The 22,160-nt window shown below is 63.3% G+C and carries 20 protein-coding genes; 6 read left to right on the forward strand and 14 right to left on the reverse strand.

Translation table 11 applies throughout. From position 1 onward, the window contains the following. The first annotated feature begins 193 nt into the window (after positions 1 to 193). On the forward strand, positions 194 to 964 hold the full coding sequence (locus AC0NIH_RS11030; RefSeq protein WP_473468253.1) for an isocitrate lyase/PEP mutase family protein: 771 nt from the start codon (positions 194 to 196) through the stop codon (positions 962 to 964). Here the strand turns inward: AC0NIH_RS11030 and AC0NIH_RS11035 are convergent. From AC0NIH_RS11035 to AC0NIH_RS11050, 4 genes are all read right to left on the reverse strand, one after another. After that, positions 961 to 2,016: a succinylglutamate desuccinylase/aspartoacylase family protein gene (locus AC0NIH_RS11035; protein ID WP_473468251.1), complete on the reverse strand. Its 1,056-nt coding sequence runs from the start codon at positions 2,014 to 2,016 to the stop codon at positions 961 to 963. The genes AC0NIH_RS11030 and AC0NIH_RS11035 overlap by 4 nt on opposite strands. Before the next feature lie 72 nt (positions 2,017 to 2,088). Next, positions 2,089 to 3,258: an MFS transporter gene (locus AC0NIH_RS11040; protein WP_473468248.1), complete on the reverse strand. Its 1,170-nt coding sequence runs from the start codon at positions 3,256 to 3,258 to the stop codon at positions 2,089 to 2,091. Between the two features lie 147 nt (positions 3,259 to 3,405). After that, positions 3,406 to 4,782, reverse strand: coding sequence for an FAD-containing oxidoreductase (locus tag AC0NIH_RS11045; protein ID WP_473468246.1), 1,377 nt, complete (start codon positions 4,780 to 4,782; stop codon positions 3,406 to 3,408). Then, entirely contained in the window at positions 4,779 to 5,240 is a 462-nt protein-coding gene (locus AC0NIH_RS11050; RefSeq protein ID WP_473468244.1) for a DUF4126 domain-containing protein, read from the reverse strand. Before AC0NIH_RS11050 ends, AC0NIH_RS11045 begins: the two co-directional genes overlap by 4 nt. 140 nt (positions 5,241 to 5,380) lie before the next feature. Between AC0NIH_RS11050 and AC0NIH_RS11055 the strand changes: the two genes are divergently transcribed. Continuing rightward, the gene (locus AC0NIH_RS11055) at positions 5,381 to 5,938 is read left to right on the forward strand and encodes a sugar O-acetyltransferase (protein WP_473468241.1); all 558 of its coding nucleotides are present in this window, start codon (positions 5,381 to 5,383) and stop codon (positions 5,936 to 5,938) included. An 18-nt stretch (positions 5,939 to 5,956) separates the two neighbouring features. Here the strand turns inward: AC0NIH_RS11055 and AC0NIH_RS11060 are convergent, their stop codons facing one another. Next, positions 5,957 to 6,946 carry a GlxA family transcriptional regulator gene (locus AC0NIH_RS11060; protein WP_352711219.1) on the reverse strand — a complete coding sequence of 330 codons (990 nt, stop codon included), beginning with the start codon at positions 6,944 to 6,946 and terminating at the stop codon, positions 5,957 to 5,959. Positions 6,947 to 7,076: 130 nt separating this feature from the next. Here AC0NIH_RS11060 and AC0NIH_RS11065 point away from each other — a divergent pair, with 130 nt between their 5' ends. After that, positions 7,077 to 7,721 carry a cysteine hydrolase family protein gene (locus tag AC0NIH_RS11065; RefSeq protein ID WP_473468240.1) on the forward strand — a complete coding sequence of 215 codons (645 nt, stop codon included), beginning with the start codon at positions 7,077 to 7,079 and terminating at the stop codon, positions 7,719 to 7,721. A gap of 66 nt (positions 7,722 to 7,787) precedes the next feature. Here the strand turns inward: AC0NIH_RS11065 and AC0NIH_RS11070 are convergent, their stop codons facing one another. The 9 genes from AC0NIH_RS11070 to AC0NIH_RS11110 all read right to left on the reverse strand — a co-directional run bounded on the left by AC0NIH_RS11070 (position 7,788) and on the right by AC0NIH_RS11110 (position 18,543). Continuing rightward, complete coding sequence (locus tag AC0NIH_RS11070; RefSeq protein ID WP_023767992.1) at positions 7,788 to 9,467, reverse strand: formate--tetrahydrofolate ligase; 1,680 nt, start codon at positions 9,465 to 9,467, stop codon at positions 7,788 to 7,790. Between the two features lie 370 nt (positions 9,468 to 9,837). Continuing rightward, a complete protein-coding gene (locus tag AC0NIH_RS11075; protein WP_224687751.1) occupies positions 9,838 to 10,956 on the reverse strand; it encodes a DUF2333 family protein in 1,119 nt (372 codons plus the stop codon). Positions 10,957 to 11,060: 104 nt separating this feature from the next. Next, complete coding sequence (locus tag AC0NIH_RS11080) at positions 11,061 to 12,359, reverse strand: DUF6638 family protein (RefSeq protein WP_473468238.1); 1,299 nt, start codon at positions 12,357 to 12,359, stop codon at positions 11,061 to 11,063. Between the two features lie 67 nt (positions 12,360 to 12,426). After that, entirely contained in the window at positions 12,427 to 12,837 is a 411-nt protein-coding gene (locus AC0NIH_RS11085; protein ID WP_473468237.1) for an endonuclease domain-containing protein, read from the reverse strand. Positions 12,838 to 12,898: 61 nt separating this feature from the next. Beyond that, positions 12,899 to 14,806, reverse strand: coding sequence for an AAA family ATPase (locus AC0NIH_RS11090; protein WP_473468236.1), 1,908 nt, complete (start codon positions 14,804 to 14,806; stop codon positions 12,899 to 12,901). A gap of 24 nt (positions 14,807 to 14,830) precedes the next feature. Next, positions 14,831 to 15,976 carry a hypothetical protein gene (locus tag AC0NIH_RS11095; RefSeq protein WP_473468235.1) on the reverse strand — a complete coding sequence of 382 codons (1,146 nt, stop codon included), beginning with the start codon at positions 15,974 to 15,976 and terminating at the stop codon, positions 14,831 to 14,833. A gap of 44 nt (positions 15,977 to 16,020) precedes the next feature. Then, entirely contained in the window at positions 16,021 to 17,109 is a 1,089-nt protein-coding gene (locus tag AC0NIH_RS11100) for a hypothetical protein (protein WP_023767998.1), read from the reverse strand. A 309-nt stretch (positions 17,110 to 17,418) separates the two neighbouring features. Continuing rightward, a complete protein-coding gene (locus AC0NIH_RS11105; protein ID WP_224687745.1) occupies positions 17,419 to 17,808 on the reverse strand; it encodes a c-type cytochrome in 390 nt (129 codons plus the stop codon). A 123-nt stretch (positions 17,809 to 17,931) separates the two neighbouring features. Beyond that, a complete protein-coding gene (locus AC0NIH_RS11110) occupies positions 17,932 to 18,543 on the reverse strand; it encodes a thymidine kinase (RefSeq protein ID WP_473468233.1) in 612 nt (203 codons plus the stop codon). Positions 18,544 to 18,923: 380 nt separating this feature from the next. Between AC0NIH_RS11110 and AC0NIH_RS11115 the strand changes: the two genes are divergently transcribed. The 3 genes from AC0NIH_RS11115 to choV all read left to right on the forward strand — a co-directional run bounded on the left by AC0NIH_RS11115 (position 18,924) and on the right by choV (position 22,130). Continuing rightward, positions 18,924 to 19,859, forward strand: a complete 936-nt coding sequence (locus AC0NIH_RS11115) for a choline ABC transporter substrate-binding protein (RefSeq protein WP_023779566.1) — start codon at positions 18,924 to 18,926, stop codon at positions 19,857 to 19,859. Between the two features lie 238 nt (positions 19,860 to 20,097). Next, positions 20,098 to 20,952: a choline ABC transporter permease subunit gene (choW, locus tag AC0NIH_RS11120; RefSeq protein WP_224687743.1), complete on the forward strand. Its 855-nt coding sequence runs from the start codon at positions 20,098 to 20,100 to the stop codon at positions 20,950 to 20,952. Beyond that, positions 20,949 to 22,130 (forward strand): choline ABC transporter ATP-binding protein, encoded by a 1,182-nt coding sequence (choV, locus tag AC0NIH_RS11125; protein WP_013893438.1) that lies wholly within the window; start codon positions 20,949 to 20,951, stop codon positions 22,128 to 22,130. Before choW ends, choV begins: the two co-directional genes overlap by 4 nt. Positions 22,131 to 22,160 lie beyond the last annotated feature (30 nt).

Genomic DNA, 22,160 nt, shown 5'->3' on the forward strand with positions numbered 1-22,160 from the left:
AGCAGGCCCACCACCAAATGGTCTTGGTCGAACGCATGTTCATGGCGAAATCCATAGCGGCGAAAAACCGGATACGCAACTGATTTGAAAAGTCTGTTCGGTGGCCGCCGCTTCTCAGGCCCATGGCACATCGCCACAGCCGGTAGCCCTGCCTAAACTGCGTGTCCAACATCGAGAAGACGGGATAGACATCATGACCGACCAGATCGAGCGCGCGCGAACGTTCCATTCCCTTCACGTCAGGGGAAATCCGGTCGTTCTCTACAATGCCTGGGATCCGGGTTCGGCCAAGATCGTCGAGAAAGCCGGCGCCAAGGCCATCGCCACCGGAAGCTGGCCGGTCGCGGCCGCCTTTGGCTACGCCGATGGCGAGAAGATCCCGCTGGAACTGGCGCTCGACAACATCAAGCGCATCGTGGCGGCGGTCGACCTGCCGGTGACCATGGACCTCGAGGGCGGTTATGGCGTCGAGCCGGAGGTTGTCGCCCAAACAGTGACGCGTGCCTTGCAAGCCGGCGCCATCGGCTTCAATTTCGAGGACCAGATTGTCGGCGGCGCCGGCCTGCACGACATTGCCGTGCAGGTAAAGAGGGTCGAGGCGGCTGCGGCGGCCGTCAAGGCCTCCGGTATCCCGGCCTTCCTCAACGCCCGCACCGACGTCTTCCCCAAGGCGAAGCCCGATGCGCATGACAGGGGCCTGCTCGACCAGGCGATCGAGCGCGCGCATGCCTATGAACAAGCCGGGGCTAGCGGCTTCTTTGCGCCGGGCCTTGGTGACGAAGGGCTGATCGAGGCGCTGTGCAAGGCCACGACGCTGCCGGTCAACATCATCGCGCTGGCGCATGTGCCGCCACGGCAGCGGCTGGCTGAACTCGGTGTCGCCCGCATCAGCCATGGCCCCGTGCCTTACCGGCAGATGGCTGAGTGGCTGGAGGCCAAGGCTCGGCAGGCCATTTCTGGCTAATCCTCCAGCGTGCCCGACCTCGCGTCGGCGCTCTTCCTGTCACCGACCAGTTTCAGCAAATCCTCGCCGGCGCGGATGATGCGGCGCGAGCGGCGGGTCAGGATGAGGCCATCCTGCGGCGCGAACACTTCCGTGCGGCCATCGGCTTCGCCCGGCGCATGGACGATGGTGGCCAGCCGCGCGCCCCGCGCGACGCGGTCGCCGGGCTTTACGTCATAGAGGACAGCGCCAGCCCGGGGCGCCGGCATCATGTCGATGTTTTCCAACGGCGCGACGACACCCTTGAACGGACCGGGCGCCGGCAGGGCGCCGTCTGCGATCACGCCGCGTGCCACCAGCAGCCGGTAAAGGCCTTCGGCATCGGCGGCGGCGAACGCACCATCGACATCGAGGATGCCGCGATATTCGACCGTTGTGGCGACGCGGCGGTCGAGCTTCGCCACCTCGGCGGGAACGTTCTGGTAGGGCATGATCGAGGCGCCCTCGAAAGTGCCGTCGGTATCTTCACTCCACAGCACCACCGCCTCGATGCCCATGGCGGCGGCGCAATCGGCCATGGCTGGCCACAGGCTGGTGTGGATGTAGAGATAGGCTAGGCCTTCGTCGTCGCAATGCAGGTCGAGCACGATGTCGTTGCCGAGCGACAGCTGCACCAGGCGTGACTTCAACCGTTGGTCGGCGCCGCCGAACGTGGTGTCGGGCAAAAGCTTGGCATCGGGTGCCGCAAGCAACGGAAAGCCTCTGTTGAAGTTGGTGCGGGTGCCCAGATGGAAGCGGCCCTGATGCTCGCCGAAATGATACTGGGCGCGGCCGATCGGGTTGGCCCACGGCACGATTGTGATGTTGCCCTTGATGCGGCCTTCGGCTTCGGCCTTGGCGAGCATCGGCATCAAGGCATCGATGGCGACGACGCCCGGCAACTCGCCGGCATGGAGTGCCGCCTGCAAATAGGCCGAGGGCGCCGCCTTGTCGGCGCCGGCGAAGCGGAACACCGGGAATTCGTAGGAAACGCCATCGCTGTCGCCGGCGATGCGTTCGATCGATTTCTGCATGACTTCCTCCTTCGGCAGGCGGAGAGACATGCCCCTCTGCGAGGCCATTGTCGATTGGTCCAATTTGTCGCGCTACTCGGCGGGTTGTGCGACGGGGATCCGCCGGTCCAGGGCCTGCGACAGCACCGCGACGGTGACCGCCAGCAAAGCGAGCACCGCACCGACCAGGGGCAGGTGGGCATAGGAAACGCCAGCGGAAAGGGCCACGCCGCCGATCCATGCCCCGCCGGCGTTGCCGACATTGAAGGCGCCCTGGTTGAGCGTGGCGGCAAGGTTCGGTCCCTCGGAAGCCGCCTCGACGACGCGGATCTGCAGCGGCGGCACGACGACGAAGACCAGCAGCCCCCACAGGAAGACCACGCCGATGGCGACGCTCGGGATCGCGCCGAACTGCATGAAGCCGACGAACAGGACCGCCATCAAAAGCAGCGTGCCGATGACTGTCGGCATCAGCTTCCAGTCGGCCAGCCGGCCGCCGATGACGTTGCCGATGGTCATGCCGGCGCCGAACAGCAAGAGCACCCAGGTGACCGCCGAGGTCGACAGGCCGGACACGTCGGTGAGATACGGCTTGATGTAGGTGAAGACGGCGAACAGGCTGGCCGAGGCCAGCGAGGCGATCAGCATCGCCAGCCAGACCTGCAACTTGCCCAGCACACGCAGTTCGCCGCGCAGGCCGCCGCCGCTCGGCTCGGCGACATCGGACGGCACCAGCCAGGCGATGGCCGCGAACGAGATCAGGCCGATGCCGACCACGGCGAGGAAGGTGGAGCGCCAGCCGAAAGCTTCACCAAGCGCCGTGCCGGCCGGAACGCCCAGAATGTTGGACAGCGTCAGCCCGGCGAACATCAGCGCGATGGCGCTGGCGCGCTTGTTGCGTGGCACCAGGCTTGCCGCGACGACCGAGCCGATGCCGAAGAAGGCGCCGTGGCCGAAGGCGGTAAAGACGCGCGCGGCCATCAACAGCCAGTAGTTGGGGGCGATGGCGCAGAACAGATTGCCAACCACAAACAGGGCGGCCAGCCCGACCAGCACCGGCTTGCGCGGCAGATGCGCCGTGGCCATGGCGACGATCGGCGCGCCGAAGACGACGCCCAGCGCATAGCCAGTGACCAGCAGGCCGGCGGCGGGGATCGTCACGCCGAGGTCGGCGGCGACCTCCGGCAGCAGCCCCATGATGACGAATTCGGTGGTGCCGATGCAGAAGGACGCAATGGCAAGCGCAAGGATCGGCAAAGGCATGGGGCGTCCAGACTGAATCGGTTCAATTTTAGACTGCGCGAGGATCCATGCCAGGCGCAACATACATCGCTGCAATGCAGCAATGCAGAAAGGATGGAGCAGATCCGCAGCGGGCTGCCGAGGCATCGGACCGGAAGCCGAATAGTTTCAGACCAGCGGCTTCAGCTCCTGCGCGATGGTGGGCAGCAGTTCCGAGACGGTCGGATGGATGTGCATGGCGCGCGCCAGCGTGTCGACGGGCGCCTTGGCGTACATCAGGTCGAGCACGCAATGCACCGCCTCGTCGCCGCCAGGACCGAGCACCGAACAGCCGAGGATTTCCCTGGTGTCGGCATCGACAAGGATCTTCATGAAGCCTTGCGTTTCGCCCTTTTCGACGGCGCGTCCGACGCGCGTCATCGGCCGCTGGCCGACCAGCGCCCGGCGGCCGGATTTCCTGACCGCGGCCTCCGTCATGCCGCAGCGGCCGAGCGGCGGGTCGATGTAGAGCGCGTAGGCCTCGACGCGGTCGCTGACCTTGCGCGGATCGTTGTCGAGCAAATTGGCGGCGACGATCTCATAGTCGTTGTAGGAGGTGTGCGTGAAGGCGCCCTTGCCGTTGCAGTCGCCCATCGCCCAGATGCCCGGCACGCTGGTGCGCAACTGGTCGTCGACGGTGACGAAGCCGCGTTTGTCGACTTCCACGCCGGCCTTGTCGAGGCCGAGGTCATCGGTGTTGGGGTTGCGGCCGAGCGCCAGCAGCACGTGCGAGCCGACAGCCGGTGGTTTGCCGGCGGAGAAGGTTACGGCAATGTCGTTGCCCTGCCTGGCAAAGCCGATGTCGTCGGCGCCGAGATGAACCGCGATGTCTTCATTTTCGAGAATCGACAGGATGGCTGCGGAGACGTCCTCGTCCTCGCGGCCGGTCAGGCGCGGGCTTTTTTCGATGACGGTGACTTCCGAGCCGAAGCGGCGGAACATCTGCGCGAATTCGAGCGAGATGTAGCTGCCGCCGACAACGATCAGGTGGCGCGGCAGCACGTCTAAATCCATCATCGTGGAATTGGTCAGGTAATCGATATCGTGGACGCCGGGCAGATCGGGCACCGAAGCGCGGCCGCCGGTGTTGAGGAAGATCTTTTCGGCGGTCAGCAACTCGTCACCGACGCGCACTGTGTTGGCGGTCTCGAAGCGTGCGTGGCCGCGATAGAGGGTGCAGCCCTTCATGCCGGCAATCCAGGTTTCCAAATTGCCGCGGGCGTCGTTGGTGACCTTGTCCTTGCGCGCCTTGATCTTGTCATAGTCGACCCCGACGGGTCCCGAGTGCGTCACCCCATAATCGGCGGCGCGCCTGGCGAGATGCGCGGCATAGGCGCTGGCGACCATGGTCTTGGTCGGCATGCAGCCGGTGTTGACGCAGGTGCCGCCGACCAGCTTGCGCTCGATCAGCGCCACGCTCATGCCGGCATCCGTCAGCCGGCCCGCCAATGGCGGCCCCGCCTGGCCGGCGCCGATGATGATGGCGTCGAAAGTCTTGGCCGTCATGCCACCGCCGCCACGATCAGCAGGCCGCCGATGATCGCCACCGCGTCCTCGATGAAGGCGGCGGGCGGATCCTTGCCGAAAGCCGCCGCCAGCCGGCCGCGCGCCTCGGCGCCGCCCAGCGTGCCGATGACCGCGCCGATGGCCCCGGCGATCAGGCCGCCAATGGTGGCGCCGCCAGCTGCGCCGATCACCGCGCCAGTGAAGGCGCCCATGACGATGCGGGCGCCAAACTGCTGCGGCACCTTGCGGCTGGGCGTCGACGGCAGCTGGTCGGTGACCAGCTCGACGATGGCCAGGATGGTGAAGATGCCGACGGCGGCCCAGTGGCTCATGAAGCTCGCCCAGGTGCCGGCAACCGGCAGCCAGCCGAGCCAGGCGCCCCAGGCGACGGCGGCCGGCGCGGTCATGGCGCGCAGGCCGGCAATAACGCCGATCAACAGTGCGAGAACGTAAAGCATGGTAGATCCCCTCGATCCCCGGGCCAGGACAGCCCTCAGAAGGCAGGCTACCATAGGTCCGATATTTGGCCACTACTTGCGTCGGCGCTTTTCTGCCGGCCGCGATTGTGCTTTGCAATGACGTCGACTGGAGACCCTTCATGGCTGAAAGCGAGCGCACAAGGATGGCCGCCGGCCAATGGTACACCTGCCTCGATGACGAATTGGAGGCGCTGCGCGCCACGGCGCGCGACGCCGTGTTCGAGCATAATACGCTGCCGCCCCGCCAGCGCGGCAATCTCGGGCCGAGCCTGAAGGCGCTGCTCGGCGCCGCTGGCACTGGCTCCCGCATCGAGGCGCCGTTCCACTGCGCCTACGGCTTCAACATCTTTCTCGGCGACAATGTTTTTCTCAACGCCGGCTGCACGATCCTGGACACGGCGCCGGTGCGCATCGGCAAGGGAACGCTGCTCGGCCCCAATGTCCAGATCTACTGCGCCGAGCACCACAGGCGAGCGGCGGGACGGCAGGCGGGACTGGAGATCGCCAGGCCGGTCGAGATCGGCGCAAATGCCTGGATCGGCGGCAGCGCGGTCATCCTTGGCGGCGTCAGCATTGGCGAGGGCGCCATTGTCGGCGCCGGCGCGGTGGTGACGCGTGACGTGCCAGCCGACACCACGGTGGTCGGCAATCCGGCGCGGGCGGTCAAGCGGGGGTGAGGGGGCTGCCGCAGGCGATCAACGCGACAGCGCCGCGCGCTCGTCCTGCTCGCCTCGCCTGGAAAACTCGCGCCGGTATTGCGCCGGCGATGTCCTCAGTCTCGCGGCAAAATGCTGGCGCAACGAGGTGGCGCTGCCGAAGCCGGCTTCGAAGGCGACCATATCCATCGATTTCTCCGTCGTTTCCAGCAACCGCTGCGCGAGTTCTATCCGCTGGCTGGTCAGCCAATCGCCAAAACTGGTGCCGATCGACTTCTGGAAACGGCGGGTGAAGGTGCGCCGGGTCAGGCCGGCGGCTTCGGCGACGCCGTCGAGGCTGTGTGCCTCGCCGAGCGTGGCGCAAACCGCGTCAAGCGCCTGGGTGAAGCGGTCGGCGTCAGCGCTTTTTGCCACGGGGCGCTCGATGAATTGCGCCTGCCCGCCCTGCCGGTGCGGGGAAAGGACGATCTGGCGGGCGAGCCGCAGTGCCGCTTCCGCGCCGTAGCGGGCGCGCACGATGTGGAGACAGCAGTCGAGGCCGGCCGCGACACCGGCCGAGGTTACGACGTCGCCATTGTCGACATAGAGCACCGTGGCATCGACCGCGATGTCTGGATGGAGTTCCTGCAGCCGCTCGGAGTAGGCCCAGTGCGTCGCGGCGCGGCGACCTGAAAGCAGTCCAGCCGCGGCAATGGCGAAGGTTCCGAGACACAGTCCGACAATCAATGCGCCATGCTCGTGCGCTCTGCGCATCGCTTCCATCAACACTGGCGCTGGCGGCTCGCCGAGATGATGCCAGCTTGGAATGATGACGATATCGGCGCCGTCGAGCCCTTCGAGCCCATGCGGTGCGGCAACGGTCAGTCCGGCTTCGGTGTGGACCGGGCCGGCCTTGACCGCGCAGATGCGGAACTCGAAGCGCGGCAGCCCAAGCGCCGTCCTGTCCTCGCCGAACACCAGGCATGGCACGGAGAGATGGAATGGGCTGATGCCGTCGAAGGCTAGGACGGCAATAATCGGGTCGGTCATGGGGCTTCCAGCAAAGTGATTGCGGATTGTCCCAATTCTTTCGAATGATGTCAATCGGGACACTTTTGGTCGCTTGGGGATATGCCTATTTTCGGCCCCATCGCATTTCAAGCCGGAAAGGAAAACACCCGTGTCTGACCCAGTCAAAACCGCGCCGCGCCGCGCTCTCATCGTCATCGACGTCCAGAACGACTATGATGGCGGCAATCTCGCCATCCAGCATCCGCCGTTCCGCGACAGCGTCGTCAACGTGGCGCGGGCCATGGATGCGGCCAATGCTGCCGGCGTCAAGGTAGTGGTCATCAAGCAGATGGCACCCGAGACATCGCCAGTTTTCGCCAAGGGCAGCCATGGCGCCGAACTGCATCCGGAGATCGCCAGGCGCGGCCGCGACCACTATATCGAAAAGAACCTGCCTTCCGCCTTCACCGGCACCGACCTCGAGGATTGGCTACGCGCCAACGCCATCGATACGCTCACGGTGGTCGGCTACATGACGCACAATTGCGATCTGTCGACCATCATCCACGCCGTGCATATGGGCTTTGCGGTCGAATTCCTGTCCGATGCCACCGGCTCGCTACCCTATGCCAACGGCGCCGGCTATGCCTCGGCGGAGGAGATTCACCGCGTGGTGAGTGTTATCCTGCAGTCGCGCTTCGCGGCGGTGCTCAAGACCGCCGAGTGGGTGGAGTGCCTGAAGACCGGCGCCTTGCCGGAGCGCGATACGATCTACGCCTCCAACCAGCGGGCTCTGGCGCGTAACGCGGCGTAGCAATATCCCAAACAGAAAGGGCGCCGCATCGCTGCGGCGCCCTTTCGTGTCTGGTATTCATAATGTCTAGAACAGCCCTTCGATCTGGCCGGCCTCGTTGAGGAAGATCTTCTCCGAAGAGGGCGCCTTGGGCAGACCGGGCATGGTCATGACTTCGCCGCAGATGATGACGACGAAGCCGGCACCGGCCGAAAGCCTGACCTCGCGCACCGGCACGGTGTGGCCGGTCGGGGCGCCGCGCAGGTTCGGGTCGGTCGAGAACGAGTACTGGGTCTTGGCCATGCAGACCGGCAGGTTGCCATAGCCGGCGTCTTCCCAGGCCTTGAGCTGGTCGCGCACCGACTTGTCGGCGATTGCCTCGGAGCCGCGATAGATGCGCTGGACGATGGTGTTGATCTTCTCGAAGAGCGGCATGGCGTCGGGATAGAGCGGCGCGAACTGCGAGGCGCCGGATTCGGCTAGCGCCACCACCTTGTTGGCGAGATCCTCGATGCCGGCCGAGCCGTGGGCCCAGTGCTTGCACAGGATCGCCTCTTCGCCCATCGAGGCGACATAGTCCTTCATCGCCTGGATCTCGGCGTCGGTGTCGGAATAGAAGTGGTTGATGGCAACCACCGCCGGCACGCCGAACTGGCGGATGTTCTCGATGTGGCGGCCAAGGTTGGCGCAGCCCTTCTTCACCGCCTCGACGTTTTCCTTGCCGAGATCTTCCTTCTTGACGCCGCCATTCATCTTCATGGCGCGCACAGTGGCGACGATGACGGCGGCCGCCGGCTTGAGGCCCGCCTTGCGGCACTTGATGTCGAAGAATTTTTCGGCGCCGAGATCAGCGCCGAAGCCGGCTTCGGTGACGACGTAATCGGCGAGCTTCAGCGCCGTGGTGGTGGCGACGACCGAGTTGCAGCCATGCGCGATGTTGGCGAACGGGCCGCCATGCACGAAGGCCGGATTGTTCTCCAGCGTCTGCACCAGATTGGGCTGCATGGCATCCTTCAAGAGCACGGCCATGGCGCCATCGGCCTTGAGGTCGCGGGCATAGACCGGCGACTTGTCGCGGCGATAGGCGACGATGATGTCGCCGAGGCGCTTTTCCAGATCCTTCAGGTCGGTCGACAGGCACAGGATCGCCATGACTTCCGAGGCGACGGTGATGTCGAAGCCGGCCTCGCGCGGGAAACCGTTGGCGACGCCGCCGAGCGAGCAGATGATCTCGCGCAGCGCCCGGTCGTTCATATCCATGACGCGGCGCCACACCACGCGGCGGGTGTCGATGCCGAGCTCATTGCCCCAGTAGATGTGGTTGTCGATCAGCGCCGACAAAAGGTTGTGCGCGGTGGTGATGGCGTGGAAGTCGCCGGTGAAGTGAAGGTTCATGTCCTCCATCGGCACGACTTGTGCGTAACCGCCGCCGGCGGCACCGCCCTTGACGCCGAAATTCGGGCCGAGCGAGGCCTCGCGGATGCAGACGATCGCTTTCTTGCCGATACGGTTCAGGCCGTCGCCGAGGCCGACCGTGGTGGTGGTCTTGCCTTCGCCGGCCGGGGTCGGGTTGATGGCTGTGACCAGGATCAGCTTGCCGTCCTTGTTGCCCTTCACCGACTTGATGAATTCGGCCGATATCTTGGCCTTGTCGTGGCCGTAGGGCAGCAGGTGTTCGGTCGGGATGCCAATCTTCTGGCCGATCTCCTGGATCTGCTTTTTCCTGGCGCCGCGCGCGATCTCGATGTCGGACTTCACTTCGGCCATGACGGCTTTCCTCTGGATTGGACGGTGGAGGGGACGGGGTTGATATCTATTGCAAACAGGTTGGAACCGGGCGCGCGGGCATGTTCTAACCCTCTCGCTGCCGTGGCGTCAACTTCCATGCAACTATGTTTCCTCTAGAGAAAATTCCTCTGCGGCCGGCCGACCTGTCCTCGGTTCTTCCTGGCTCCGCTTGCCGCGCCGTATAGAAGCCAGAGCAGGGAGGCTTCCGCCGTCTCAAAACAGCCGCACAATGCACCGAATGCGACAGAGGCGACGGCGCAAATCCGCCATCGGCTTGCCCTTTGCTTTATGCATGTCGTTCTCCCCAAAACCGGGACCACTGTTGGGCGACATGCATTGCGGCTCAGCGCTACTGGGTCAGAACATTGCTGATCTCGACCATGTTGGAGCGCACGCGCAGGATGTAGAAGCCCATCGTCGTCAGGTGTGTCGGCAACAGCCAGCCATCCTCGCGGCCATTGGCGATGATGAAGGGCTGGATCCTCAGAGCCGAGACGAACTGGGCATCCATCGTGTCCCACAGGCTCTGCAGGTGCTTTTCCTTGAGGACATCCTCGAAATCGGCCTGAGCGCCTTTCATCAGCCCGTAATAGGCATAGAGCTGGCCATAGGCGAACCAGTAGCGGTCGTCGGCGCGGGTGTCGAACCAGCCATTGTTGTGGTTTTCGGCACGCTCCTTGAGGATGGCCGAGGTTGAACCGATGTCCGAAGCAATGCGGTCGATATACTGCTTCAGATTGTCGGCGCGGGCATCGAAGGTCGCCTGGCAGGTGGCGAGGCGAGCGTTGAAGGAGCGCAGATTGCCCATCGCACGGCGGTACATGCTGGGCGTGGTCGCGGTCATGCCGTTGCGGCTGATATACCAGATGGACTCGTCGTACTGCAGCTGACCGCGGGCATCCTGGAGATTGGTATCGATCTGCGAGGTGGTGCGCACGCGGCCAAGATTGTCGGCAAGCTCGGTCGCGGTGCGCCGCACCGCCTGGTTGATGCCGCGCTGGAACGAAGCCTTGTTGTCCATCCAGGGCGTGTCGTCCCAGTCGATGCCGAACAGGCCGAACTTGTAAAGGATCATCGACGAGACCCAGGCGTTCTGATTGACGTTGAAGTCGATCAGATCCGCCGCCACCTGGGCAATGCCGGAATTGCCGCAAGTCTTGGCCGTGTCGGTGCCGCTGCCGGCGGCGACCTGCTCGCCGGCGGAGACATTGCGCTTCTCGAAAGTGTAAGAGTCGGGATAGGTCGGGTTAAAATTGCTCCACCATTGGGTGGCGTAGAAGAAATTGGCGTAGAGGCCGACCAGCACCAGCAAAGCCAGGCCGACCACCGCCTTGAGGATCCAGCCGCGCTGCGTATACCAGCGCCCGGCCCACAGGAAAGGCCACAGGATCACGCCGATGACGAGGCCGATGCCGCGGCCGATCCACTGGAAAATGCGGGTGAAGAAATTCACGATCGGATCAAGCATGGCTTATGTCACCCCCTCAAAGCATGATGTCAGAAAGTTGCGGACTTTTTTAAATAACATGCACCAAAACAACAAATTAGAACGAAATGACGGGTCATTTCATTTTAGTCGGCCAGACCGTAGAGGCGCGTGCGAAACGCCACCTTGTCCTTCAAATATGTGGTTTTCAGAACGTCCACAACATGCGATCGCCAGGCGTCGCTGAAGCCGTCATAGTCCCTGTAGAAGCCCTGCTTGTTGAAGATGTAGCGCGAGACGAAGTCCGACGGTACGAAATCCGAGATCAGCCGGTTGGTCAGCCATGCGTCGGGGTGGTCCGGCTTGGCACGGGTCACCAGGAAGCGCTGCTGGGGAAACACGTCGTCGATCTTGAGTTGGCCAAGCTGGGTGATTTCGCGCTTGGCGGCATTGAGGAAGGGGAAATTGCCGTCCTTGGCGATCAGGTCGGCATGGCTCTGGATCCAGGTCTGCAGCCAGACCTTGTCGACGTCGGTCAGGTTGCGGTCGGGTTCGGCGTCGCGGATCAGCGCGCGCACCACCATCTCGGCCCGGTGCTCGAGATAGCCGGACGACTCGATCCATGAGGCGCGCGGCAGTTCGATGCGGCCGGTGCTGGCCAGGAACTTGAACACCTTGTCGGCGTCGTTGATCGAGAGATAGCTGACCTGCCAGGGCCGCGAGCGGCGGAAGCCGGGGGCGGCCGGGTCGCTGATCACCGTCGTCATGTCGGGGTCGACGAACACGTAGAGCCCGCCGAAATGGCTGGTCCAGTAGGCATTGTGGCGGAAGATCACCTGGTCGGGCACCAGAGCGTTCTCACGGATGTCGCCGCAGATCTTCGCCAGCTCCACCATGCGGTTCAGCATGGCGTTGTCGCGCCAGGCATCCGGCTCCTGCTTCAGCTTGTCGACGAGCTTGCCGAGTTCGGCCGCCTTGCCCAGCACGTCCTCGGCCGAAAGAACCTTGAACTCGACCTGGCTGATCGACAGCAGGTCCTCGATGTCGTTGACCTCGGGGACGGTGTCCTCGATCTCGCCGTAGATGACGTCCTTGATGGTCAGCGCATCGATGGCGCGCTGGTTCTTGGACATGAACTCGAACATCAGCTGCGAGGTGTTGGAGAAGGCGGTGTGCACCACCGGCAAGTCGATCTGCGACGGCGTCAGGATGATGAAGCGGCGGTTGACCTCGTTGGGATCGAGATAGTCAGGGTCGCCGCATTCATCGGCGATCTCGGGCGAGAAACCGGTGCGGTCGATCTGGAAGCTCGCAAGCTTGGTCGGCTTGAGGCCGAATGCGGCCAACGCCTTGTTGTAGCGCTGGATGAGATGCGGCTCGTCGACAGTGAGCAGCCGGCCATAGATGAGTTCGTTGTCGCGCAGAAGGTCGGGTTTTTTGCTCACCTTGCCTTCTCCCCGTTCACGGGGAGATGGTGCCCGAAGGGCGGATGAGGGGCGGCGCACACGGTCATTATTCTTGCTCCAACGCCGCAGCCGACAGAAATTTCACATCGACACCGATCATCTTGCGATCCAGCCGGCCATCTAGCGCTGCAACGATCGTATCCAGGACGCTCGAAAGGTTGGCCAAAACATCCGCGTGCCATACCCTCAATACCGACCAGCCGTTGTCGTTCATCGTCTCGTCCCTGTATCGATCACCGGATCGACTGGCATGCTGACTGCCATCGACTTCCACAACCAGGTTGGCCTCGCGGCAGGCGAAGTCCGCGAAATATGGGCCAATTGGCAGTTGACGAACAAATTTGTGGCCATTCAGTCGCCGCCCACGCAATTCGTGCCACAGACGTTCCTCGGCATCGTTTTCAACCTTCCGCAGCTCGCGGGCTCTCACAACTTTTGGCTCATTTCTTCCACGCATGGCGCTGCCCCTCATCCGCCCTTCGGGCACCTTCTCCCCGTAAACGGGGAGAAGGAAAAGATCACCAATTGCCCTTCTTCTTCATCTCCTCCATCTCGCGCGCTGCCCTCTCGCGCAGCCTTGCGTCGCGCAGCAGCTTTTCCACGGCGGCATCGTCGGACTTGTCGGAATAGCGGAATTCCGAGTCGGCGTAGCGGTTGATCTCCTGCATGACCATGTCCATCGAGAACGGCCCGCGCAGTTCCTCGATCATGGCTTTCTTGTCGTCGTAGGCCTTGTGCATGAACGCTTCCGGCTTCTCGAACCAGTCGTCGGGAAGCTCGATGTCCATGGCGCGCATCTTGATGGCGTCGGTGACGTTCTTGATGGCGCGGCCGGTGAAGCGCGGCTCGGCGTCCTTGATCAGGTGCAGGTAGGTGCCGATGTCGGCCATGGTCTTGGGCGCGCCATTTTCCTTCATGTAGCGCTCATAGACCTTCATCAGGCCGTCCTCCTGCGGCTTCTCGTGCTCCTCATAGGCTTCGGTCACGGCGCGCTGGATTTCCTGCGCGGCATAGAGCTTGTGGTCGCCGAGCGGTATCTTGTGGTTCTTGCCGGCGAGCAGCACGAAGATGTCGATGTAGTCGTCGCGGGTCTGCGGCCCGTCGACCAGCCAGCGGGCGCCGGCGCGCTGGCGCAGCGCATCGTCGACATTTTCGGGATAGTTGGAGAACATGCCGAACGAGCAGTTGCCGCGCACCACGGTGGCGGCACCGGCGAAGGCATCCATCAAGACGCCGGTGATCTCCTGCTGGCCGGCAGAGGCGCGGTCGTCGGAGCGTCTGGCGGCCACCTGATCGATGTCGTCGATGGTGCCGAAGCCGATGACGCGCGGGTTCAGCACATTGTTGATGAACTGGCGGCAGTTCTGGCCCGATTTGCCCTGATAGGACGAGATCTGGTCGACGCCGAAATTCTCGTAGGCGAAGGGATAGCCCGCGATCTGGCAGTAGCCGTTGACGAGGCCGGCGATCATCTGGATCAGCGTCGTCTTGCCGGTGCCGGGCGCGCCGTCGCCGATGAAGGTGAACAGGAAACCGCCGAGTTCGACGAACGGGTTCAGCTCGCGCTCGAAATCATAGGCCATCAGCATCTTGGCGAGCTTGACCGACTGGTATTTGGCGATGTGGTTGCCGACGACCTCTTCGGGCGTCTTGAAGGTCATCACCAGCGGCCTCGAACGCTTGCCGGGTGCAACGTCGAAGCCGTCGAGGGTGAAATCGTCGGCGTCGATGCGGATATGGGCGTTCTCGAACGGGCCGATGCCGTCGAAGCGGCCTTTTCGCGCCAGGAGCCCATCGATGGCGACACGGGCGAAAGCGCGCGCGCGCGTCATCAGGTCGGCGTCGTCGGACGCGCCTGATATCGCCTTGTCGAGGCCGGCCAGGATCGACTTCACCGCGTCCTGCGGCGTGTCGAACAGGAAATCCGGCTCGGGGATGTCGTTGGGCGCCTCCTCGCCGTCGCTGTCGATCAGCTGGAACAGATAGGATGCCAGGCTGAAGGCGGAGATATAGGCGGAGGCCGACAGCAGCTTCTTGAAGGCCGATGCCTCGTCGCCCTCCAGCGGGGCGCGGGTGTTCTTCGCCTGCAGGCTTTCGAGGTCGGAGCCTTCGGCGAAAACATCGGATATGGCCAGGGCAATGGCCGTGCCGCGCCGGGCGCGAAACAGAAGCGTGTGCTGCGGGATGGTGAGCAACTGGTCGTCGGGATGGACGGCGCCGACTGTCTTCGACAGCTCGACCTCGCGCGTGCGGCGCACCGAACCCACCGATACGGTGGAGACGAAGCGGCGGTTGGTGCCGGCCAGTGCCGTGCCGGATTCTCGCGAGGGATCTTCCAGCACGACGATGCGGGTGATGAAGCTTTGCGCGGTGGCGCGGTGCTTCTCGACAGCCGCTTCCGGTATGGTGGTCAGGCCGGTATCCATGAAGGTTGCTCCGTGGTGTGACGGTCAGACGTCCGAGATGACCTGTCCGTTGGACAGGATGTGGACCTTGTAGCCGGAAAAGATCTTCTGCGCCTCGCCGGCGGCGTAGAGCGCCTGGTACGCCTCGTGCGGAATCAGCGCGTGGTTCTCGTAGCTCGACACGCCCTGGCGCGCGGCTTCCAGATCGTCGGTGTTGATGAAGAATTCCTGGGTCGTCTTCTCGCTCGAAAACAGCCCCCTGCGGCCGGGTTTCTCGGCCTTGGAATAGACTTCCTGGATGGTCCAGGTCAAAAGCCAGGCATTCTCGGGCTTGCGCACCTTGGCCAGCACCTCGGTCACCGTCGAATTGTTGTCGGTGATACCAGCCGAATAGAAGGGACCGAGCACGACGCGGCGCAATTGCTTGGGGTGCAGCGGCTCGAAATCCTTGTCGAGGTTGACGGCGATCGTCGCCGGCGACAGCGTGTAGGCGGAATTCTTCTCGGTGAAATCGTCGAAACGGTGGGCAAGCTCCGGATTGAGCAGGCCATCGACCGGCAGCGGAATGTCGACCTTCTCGTTGAGCTTGCCGTTCCTGTCGACGAGCTGGCTGATCATCGTTTCCGAGGAATCTTCCACCGTCACCATGTAGACCAGGGGCAGGTTGGCGCTGCCGTCGAATGTCGCCCAATGGACGAGATAGTAGGGCCGCGCCGTCTTCGGGTTGACCGAGACCTTGGCGGTCTGCGCCAGGGTGAAGGGGCCGAAGGTCTGCTCGCTCTTGACGTCCTCGAGATACAGCCGCTCGGCCATCGACTTCTGCAGCGCCTCGGGGAATTCCTTGTGGCGCAGGATGAAATCGGCCATCTCCTCGCGCAATTCGCCGGCCAGCGGGATGTTGGCGAGCCGGCTGTCCGCCTGGCGGCGGTCGTTTTCCAGTTCGAGCAGGTTCTGGAACACTGGAAAGCCGCTTTCGGCGCGCGAAATCCGGAACGTGTCCACGAAGCCCAGCCGGTTGCGCCAGCAGGAGAAGGATTTGTCGAGCCGGGCGATGTATTCGGCGACGATCTTGGCGACGATGCCGTGCCGGTAGAGCGGCGAGCGGTCGTCGCGCATGAACACTTCCAGGCCGCTGAGCGCGGCCGTGATTGCCGAGAAATACCGCGCCGCCGCGTCGTTTTCGGGGGTCATGCTACTGGCCTCAAGTCGGAACGCGACACTGGCGAGTGCAGCAATTAAGACTGTACGTAGTCGGCTGAATTGTGCTTCTTCAGCACCTCGTCGAAGCGGCGGGCGAAGGCGTCGTCGGCAAGCTTCTTGCGGCGCTGGATGTCGGCGCTGGCGACCATGTTCTTCTCGTGCATCTCGAGCAAGTCGCCGATGTGCTTTTGCGAGGCGGCACCGATGCCGGCCATGGTCTCCTCGGCGGTGTTGTCGACCTGGCTGCCCAGCGTGTTGATCTTGTGGGCGACGTCCTGCTGGGCGGCGGTCTTCAGCGAATCTTCCAGCGCCTTGTAGAGCACGATGCGCTGCTCGGTATCGATGGTCAGCTTGTTGATCAGCGTCGACTGCGCCGCGATCTGGTTGTTGAGCGAATCCACGAAGGTCTGGAACATCGAGGTGTAGCGCTCCAGCGTCTGGCTTTCGGCCAGCAGTTCCTGTTCCTTGGCCTGCTTCTCGTTGTATTCGGTGGCGAGCTTGGAGCGCTCGCCTTCGAGCTGCGTGCGGTCCTTCTGGCTGGTCGAGGCGGCGATCTTGTTCTCGATGTCGAGCAGCATCGGGTTGAGCTCCTCGATGCGCTTCTGCACGGTTTCGAGGTTGGACATGGTGGTCTTGCGGCGCTCGATCACCTGCGACAGGCTGGTTTCGGAGGTCTTGTAGCGCTGGTCGAGGACCTCCTTCTGCGCCTTCAGGATGCCGACGATGGTGTCGGACTTGGCCAGCAGCTCCTGCAGATTGCCGGCCAGCGACATGTTGCGGACACGGTCGGTGCGCATGCGTTGCTTGCTCTGGCTGGAGAAGATGCCGATGAAGTTTTCCCAGCCGGTGTAGTTCTTCATGCTTTCGAACTCGGCGCCGAAGACGTTGGTGGCGTCCTCCAGGCCGATGATCAGGTCGGCGATGTTGCCTTCCATCACCTTCTGCTGCTTCAGCACATCCTCGATGCGGGCGTTCTCGATGTCGAAATTGGCGTCGCCGATCTTCTTGTCGGCGGTGGCAAGCGTGTCGAGCACGGTGCCGGACTGCTCGATCTTGGTGCGCATATCCTGGACGACCTGCTTGGTCTTGGCAATTTCGGCATCGAAATTCTGCAATGTCGCCATAGGGGCCTCCCGCTTCGGCATCAGGTCGCTGGTTGCGAACAGCGGCGAATATATGTGGGGTATCAGGGGATTGAAAGACGTGAAGACAGGGACGGTGCGAAAACAAAATATCACGCTGTGCCCTTGAAAGGCAGTGGAGCGGTGGTCATGGCGTGATTAGCTGGTGAGCCGAGCATAGTTCAGCTGATTTTGAACTTCCACGCCGGCAAAGCAGTCAGTCTCCATCGATTAGGATGGTCCTGAAGCCGGACAACAACTGACCAGTTGCAGCCGCTCCATGCCGGGCGTCAGCCGGCGCCATCATGCTGCTCAGGGCTTGGGATCGGCCTTCAGATAGGCGATGACGTTGGCGATGTCGTCGTCGCTGCCGAGGCCGCCGAAAGCCATCTTGTTGCCGGGCACCTTCAGCCTGGGAGCCTTGAGGTATCCGGCAAGGTTTGCCTCGTCCCAGACGAGACCGGCCGCGCCGGCGTTTTTCATGGCTTCCGAATAGTGGCCAAGGAAGCTTTCGGCGCTGCCCGCGGTGCGGCCGACGACACCCATCAGATGCGGGCCGACCTTGTCGCGGTCGGTGGCTGCTTCATGGCAGGCGATGCATCTGTTGAAAACGTGCTTGCCCTGCACCGGATCGCCGCCGGCATAAGCGGCAATGGAGGTGGCCAGCAGAAGGATGCTGGCTGACGAGACGGCTCGAAGCATGGCTGACCCTCAGGGAGTTCCGGCTGACGGCCTTATAGGGCCTACGCCTTAACAAACGCTGCATCGCGGCGGGATTGATGCCCGATCCGGTTGCACAAAGCCTGGGCGAGGTTGCCATCCCGGTCAGTTCCTGATGAAGCCGATGAAGTCGTCGGGCGCGGCGCGGCCCATCTCTTCCTCCCAGTGGCGGCGGCAGAGCGAGACGTAGACGTCCTTGCCGATCGCCACCTGTTCGCCTTGCCGGGCGACCTTGCCGTCGGGGCCGAGACGCACGACCATCGTCGCCTTGCGGCCGCAACGGCAGATGGTGCGGACTTCGCGCAGATCGTCGGCGATGGCCAGCAGCGCGCGCGAGCCGGAAAACAGCTTGCCCTGGAAATCGGTGCGCAGGCCATAGCACATGACGGGGATGTTCAACCGGTCGGCGATGCGGGCGAGTTGCCAGACCTGCTCCTCCTCCAGGAACTGCGCCTCGTCGACGAAGACGCAATGCACGGCGCTGCGATGATGATGCTCGGCGACGCGGGCGAACAGATCGTCGCCGTCGCGGAACATCTCGGCCTCGGTCTCCAGCCCGATGCGCGACGAGATCAGGCCGCTGTCGCCCTTGCGGTAGTGGCCGGCGACGAACAGCATCGTCGTCATGCCGCGCTCGCGATAGTTATACGACGCCTGCAGCAGCATCGTCGTCTTGCCGGCATTCATCGTCGCGTAGTGGAAGTAAAGCTTGGCCATATTGCCCTGTAAGGTCTGTTGATATTCAGGTGAGGCCGGCCTGCAAATGGCGGCTCCCTGCGCTTCCGATGCTCACGTACGAAAAGTACGCTCCGCTTCGGTTCTCGGAACCCACCATTTTCGGCGCGGCCTGACCTGAATCTAAACAGACCTTAAGCCGACTTGGCTCGGCGCGGGGAGGGGCCGTCGCCGCATTCCCCTGAAAAAGCCGCCTCGCGTAACAAAAGCGTCAACCGTGTCGCTGATGGGCCAGTCCGCGCCGTTGATCGTGATTGCCTTACCGCTTGAAACCACAACAGAATGGTGTTTGGCTGGCGAAACAAGGCGGGCAGAGAAACCGTAATTACGCTTCGCCAAAGAATCACAATGGGAGACTGTCTATGTCGCGTATGAATTCCTTCGTCGCCGGCCTCGGCCTGGCGGCCTTCCTGTCCACGAGTGCTGCCTTTGCCGGCGATCCGGAAAGCTGCAAGGCCGTGCGTCTCTCCGATGTCGGCTGGACCGACATCCAGGCGACGACCGGCGTCGCCTCGGTGCTGCTCACAGCGCTCGGCTACGAGCCGCAAACGATCCAGCTGTCGGTGCCGGTGACCATGGCCTCGCTGAAGAACAAGGATCTCGATGTCTTCCTCGGCAATTGGATGCCGTCGATGACCAACGACATCAAGGACTACACCGCCGACGGTTCGGTCGAGACGATCAGCACCAACCTGACCGGCGCCGGTTACGGCATCGTCGTGCCGACCTATGTCGCGGACGCCGGCGTGAAGTCGCTGACCGACATCGGCAAGTTCAAGGACAAGTTCAACGGCAAGATTTATGGCATCGAGGCCGGCAATGACGGCAACCGCATCATCCTCGACATGATCAAGAACCCGAAGGACAATCTCGAAGGCTTCGAACTGGTCGAGTCGTCGGAGGCCGGCATGCTGACGCAGGCCGAGCAGTCGATGAAGAACAACGAGTGGATCGCCTTCCTCGGCTGGACGCCGCATCCGGTGATGGGCGCCATGAAGATCACCTATCTCGACGGCATGGGCGACAGCGGTTTCGGCGCCGCCACCGTCTACACCGTCGCGCGCAAGGGCTACACCACCGAATGCCCGAATGCCGGCAAGTTCATCGCCAATCTGAAGTTCAACTTGGATATGGAAGGCCAGATGATGGACGCCATCCTGAAAGGCGGCGACGCCAACACGGTTGCGACCGACTGGCTGAAGAAAAATCCGGATGCCGTCAAGCCATGGATCGCCGGCGTGACCACCTTCGACGGCGGCGACGCCGCGGCCGCGATCAAGACCGCGCTCGGAGGCTGAGCCGGCTTTTGTTTCGGCGTAGGCGCATGACCCGGAAAATCGGCTTCGATTTTCGGAAAGGGATCATGCGCAAAGAAAAGTGCCACAGCGTCCTTTGCGCGTCTGAAAAGACGCGCGGCGCTGTGGGAAGAAGGGGGCAGCCACTGGAAAAGGCTGCCCTTTTTCATATGCTGTGACAAGATGACGTTGCGAGAGCTGAGGCCGAGGGCAGGGCGGCTTCGCGTCTGAGAGGGGCGATATGGATCCGATTTCGAAATTCATGGTCGATCACAAGATTCCGATCGGCGCCTGGGGAAAGGCGTTCTTCGGTTTCCTCACAGACAATTTCGACACCGTGTTCAGGGCCTTTTCGAATGGGCTGAATTTCCTGCTCGACGGGCTGGTCGGCATCCTGCTGATGGTGCCGCCGGTGCTGCTGGCGCTGGTCATCGCTGTCGTCGCCTGGCTGCTGCAGCGCTCGCGGCCGCTGGCTATCGGCGTGTTCCTCGGCCTGATCTTCATCATCAACCAGAACCTGTGGAAGCAGACGGTGCAGACGCTGGTGCTGGTCGTGGCGGCCGCTGCCATGGCGATGGCCATCGGCGTGCCGCTCGGCATCTGGGCGGCGCACAAGCCCAAGGTCTACCGCATCATGCTGCCGGTGCTCGACCTGATGCAGACGCTGCCGACCTTCGTGTACCTTATTCCGGTGCTGACGCTGTTCGGTCTCGGCAATGCGCCCGGCCTCATCGTCACCATCATCTTCGTCATCCCGACCGCGGTCAGGCTCACCCATCTCGGCGTCGTCTCGGTGCCGAAGTCGATCATCGAAGCCGGCGAGGCGTTCGGCGCCACCAAGAGCCAGCTTTTGTGGAAGGTGGAACTGCCCTCGGCATTGCCCACCATCATGGCAGGGCTGACCCAGTCGATCATGCTGTCGCTGTCGATGGTGGTGTTCGCCGCACTGATCGGCGCCGGCGGCCTCGGCACGGAAATCAACCGCGCGCTCGGCTCGCGCCGCATTGATCTCGGGCTTGAGGCCGGTCTAGCCATCGTCGTGCTTGCAATCGTGCTCGACCGGATGACCCGTATTGGCGTTGGAGGCAAGAAATGACCGTCGCCGTCGATTTCAAGAACGTCGACATCGTCTTCGGCGCCGACCAGGCGGGCTCGCTGGCGATGATCGACAAGGGCGCGACACGCGCCGAAATCCTCGAGAAGACCGGCAATGTGCTGGGCTGCGCCGACGCCAGCCTCACCGTGCACGAGGGCGAGATTTCGGTGCTGATGGGCCTCTCGGGCTCCGGCAAGTCGACGCTGCTCAGGGCCGTCAACCGGCTCAACGTGGTGTCGCGCGGCCAGGTTCTGGTCAAGGACGGCGACAAGATCGTCGATGTCGTCACGTGCGACCAGGCCACATTGCGGCGCCTGCGCCAGAAGCAGGTGGCGATGGTGTTCCAGCAGTTCGGCCTGTTGCCGTGGCGCACGGTGGAGGAAAATGTCGGGCTCGGCCTCGAACTCGCCGGCGTGCCGGACGCCGAGCGCAAGGAGCGCGTGCACAGGCAGCTCAAGCTGGTCAATCTCGACCAGTGGTCGAACAAATACGCCCACGAGCTGTCGGGCGGCATGCAGCAACGCGTCGGCCTGGCGCGCGCCTTCGCCACCGAAGCGCCGATCCTGTTGATGGACGAGCCGTTCTCGGCGCTCGACCCGCTGATCCGCACCAAGCTGCAGGACGAGTTGCTGCAGCTGCAGGCAGAGCTGAAGAAGACCATCATCTTCGTCAGCCACGATCTGGAGGAGGCGCTGAAGATCGGCAGCCATATCACCATCATGGAAGGTGGCCGCATCGTCCAGACCGGCGCGCCCGAAGACATCGTGCTGCGTCCCGCAAACGACTATGTCCGCGACTTCATCGCCAATGTGAACCCGCTGTCGGTGCTGACCGCCTGGAACGTGATGCGCGACCGCCGCGACCTGGAGCATGGCGACAATGGCTGGGTGTGGCTCGACCGGCGCAAGACGACGCGCTTCAAGATCGACGACCACGGGCTGGTGGCGGCGGCCGAACGCGACGGCAAGCCGGCGGTGTGGATGTCCTGCGCCGATGTCGAAGCCCAGTCGGAGGAAGCAGCGCAAGTGTTCTGGGCCAATCCCGGCACATCGCTGAAAACGGTGATGCTTGCCATGCACCGCTCGCAGACAGCACCCGTAGCGCTGTTCGACGACCAGTCCCGCTTCGTCGGCGCCATCGGCATCAGGGATGTGCTGAGCGCGGTGCTGCGGCGGTAGTTGAGCGCGATCTTGCAGGGACAGGGCGCT

The organism is Mesorhizobium sp. WSM1386 (assembly GCF_055901595.1).

Coding starts and splice junctions, on each gene's coding strand:
- AC0NIH_RS11035 (WP_473468251.1), bottom strand. CDS start 2,016: ATGCAGAAATCGATCGAACGCATCGCCGGCGACAGCGATGGCGTTTCC.
- AC0NIH_RS11105 (WP_224687745.1), bottom strand. CDS start 17,808: ATGCTTCGAGCCGTCTCGTCAGCCAGCATCCTTCTGCTGGCCACCTCC.
- AC0NIH_RS11055 (WP_473468241.1), top strand. CDS start 5,381: ATGGCTGAAAGCGAGCGCACAAGGATGGCCGCCGGCCAATGGTACACC.
- AC0NIH_RS11075 (WP_224687751.1), bottom strand. CDS start 10,956: ATGCTTGATCCGATCGTGAATTTCTTCACCCGCATTTTCCAGTGGATC.
- AC0NIH_RS11060 (WP_352711219.1), bottom strand. CDS start 6,946: ATGACCGACCCGATTATTGCCGTCCTAGCCTTCGACGGCATCAGCCCA.
- AC0NIH_RS11100 (WP_023767998.1), bottom strand. CDS start 17,109: ATGGCGACATTGCAGAATTTCGATGCCGAAATTGCCAAGACCAAGCAG.
- AC0NIH_RS11110 (WP_473468233.1), bottom strand. CDS start 18,543: ATGGCCAAGCTTTACTTCCACTACGCGACGATGAATGCCGGCAAGACG.
- AC0NIH_RS11045 (WP_473468246.1), bottom strand. CDS start 4,782: ATGACGGCCAAGACTTTCGACGCCATCATCATCGGCGCCGGCCAGGCG.
- choV (WP_013893438.1), top strand. CDS start 20,949: ATGACCGTCGCCGTCGATTTCAAGAACGTCGACATCGTCTTCGGCGCC.
- choW (WP_224687743.1), top strand. CDS start 20,098: ATGGATCCGATTTCGAAATTCATGGTCGATCACAAGATTCCGATCGGC.
- AC0NIH_RS11090 (WP_473468236.1), bottom strand. CDS start 14,806: ATGGATACCGGCCTGACCACCATACCGGAAGCGGCTGTCGAGAAGCAC.
- AC0NIH_RS11070 (WP_023767992.1), bottom strand. CDS start 9,467: ATGGCCGAAGTGAAGTCCGACATCGAGATCGCGCGCGGCGCCAGGAAA.
- AC0NIH_RS11030 (WP_473468253.1), top strand. CDS start 194: ATGACCGACCAGATCGAGCGCGCGCGAACGTTCCATTCCCTTCACGTC.
- AC0NIH_RS11050 (WP_473468244.1), bottom strand. CDS start 5,240: ATGCTTTACGTTCTCGCACTGTTGATCGGCGTTATTGCCGGCCTGCGC.
- AC0NIH_RS11095 (WP_473468235.1), bottom strand. CDS start 15,976: ATGACCCCCGAAAACGACGCGGCGGCGCGGTATTTCTCGGCAATCACG.
- AC0NIH_RS11040 (WP_473468248.1), bottom strand. CDS start 3,258: ATGCCTTTGCCGATCCTTGCGCTTGCCATTGCGTCCTTCTGCATCGGC.
- AC0NIH_RS11085 (WP_473468237.1), bottom strand. CDS start 12,837: ATGCGTGGAAGAAATGAGCCAAAAGTTGTGAGAGCCCGCGAGCTGCGG.
- AC0NIH_RS11115 (WP_023779566.1), top strand. CDS start 18,924: ATGTCGCGTATGAATTCCTTCGTCGCCGGCCTCGGCCTGGCGGCCTTC.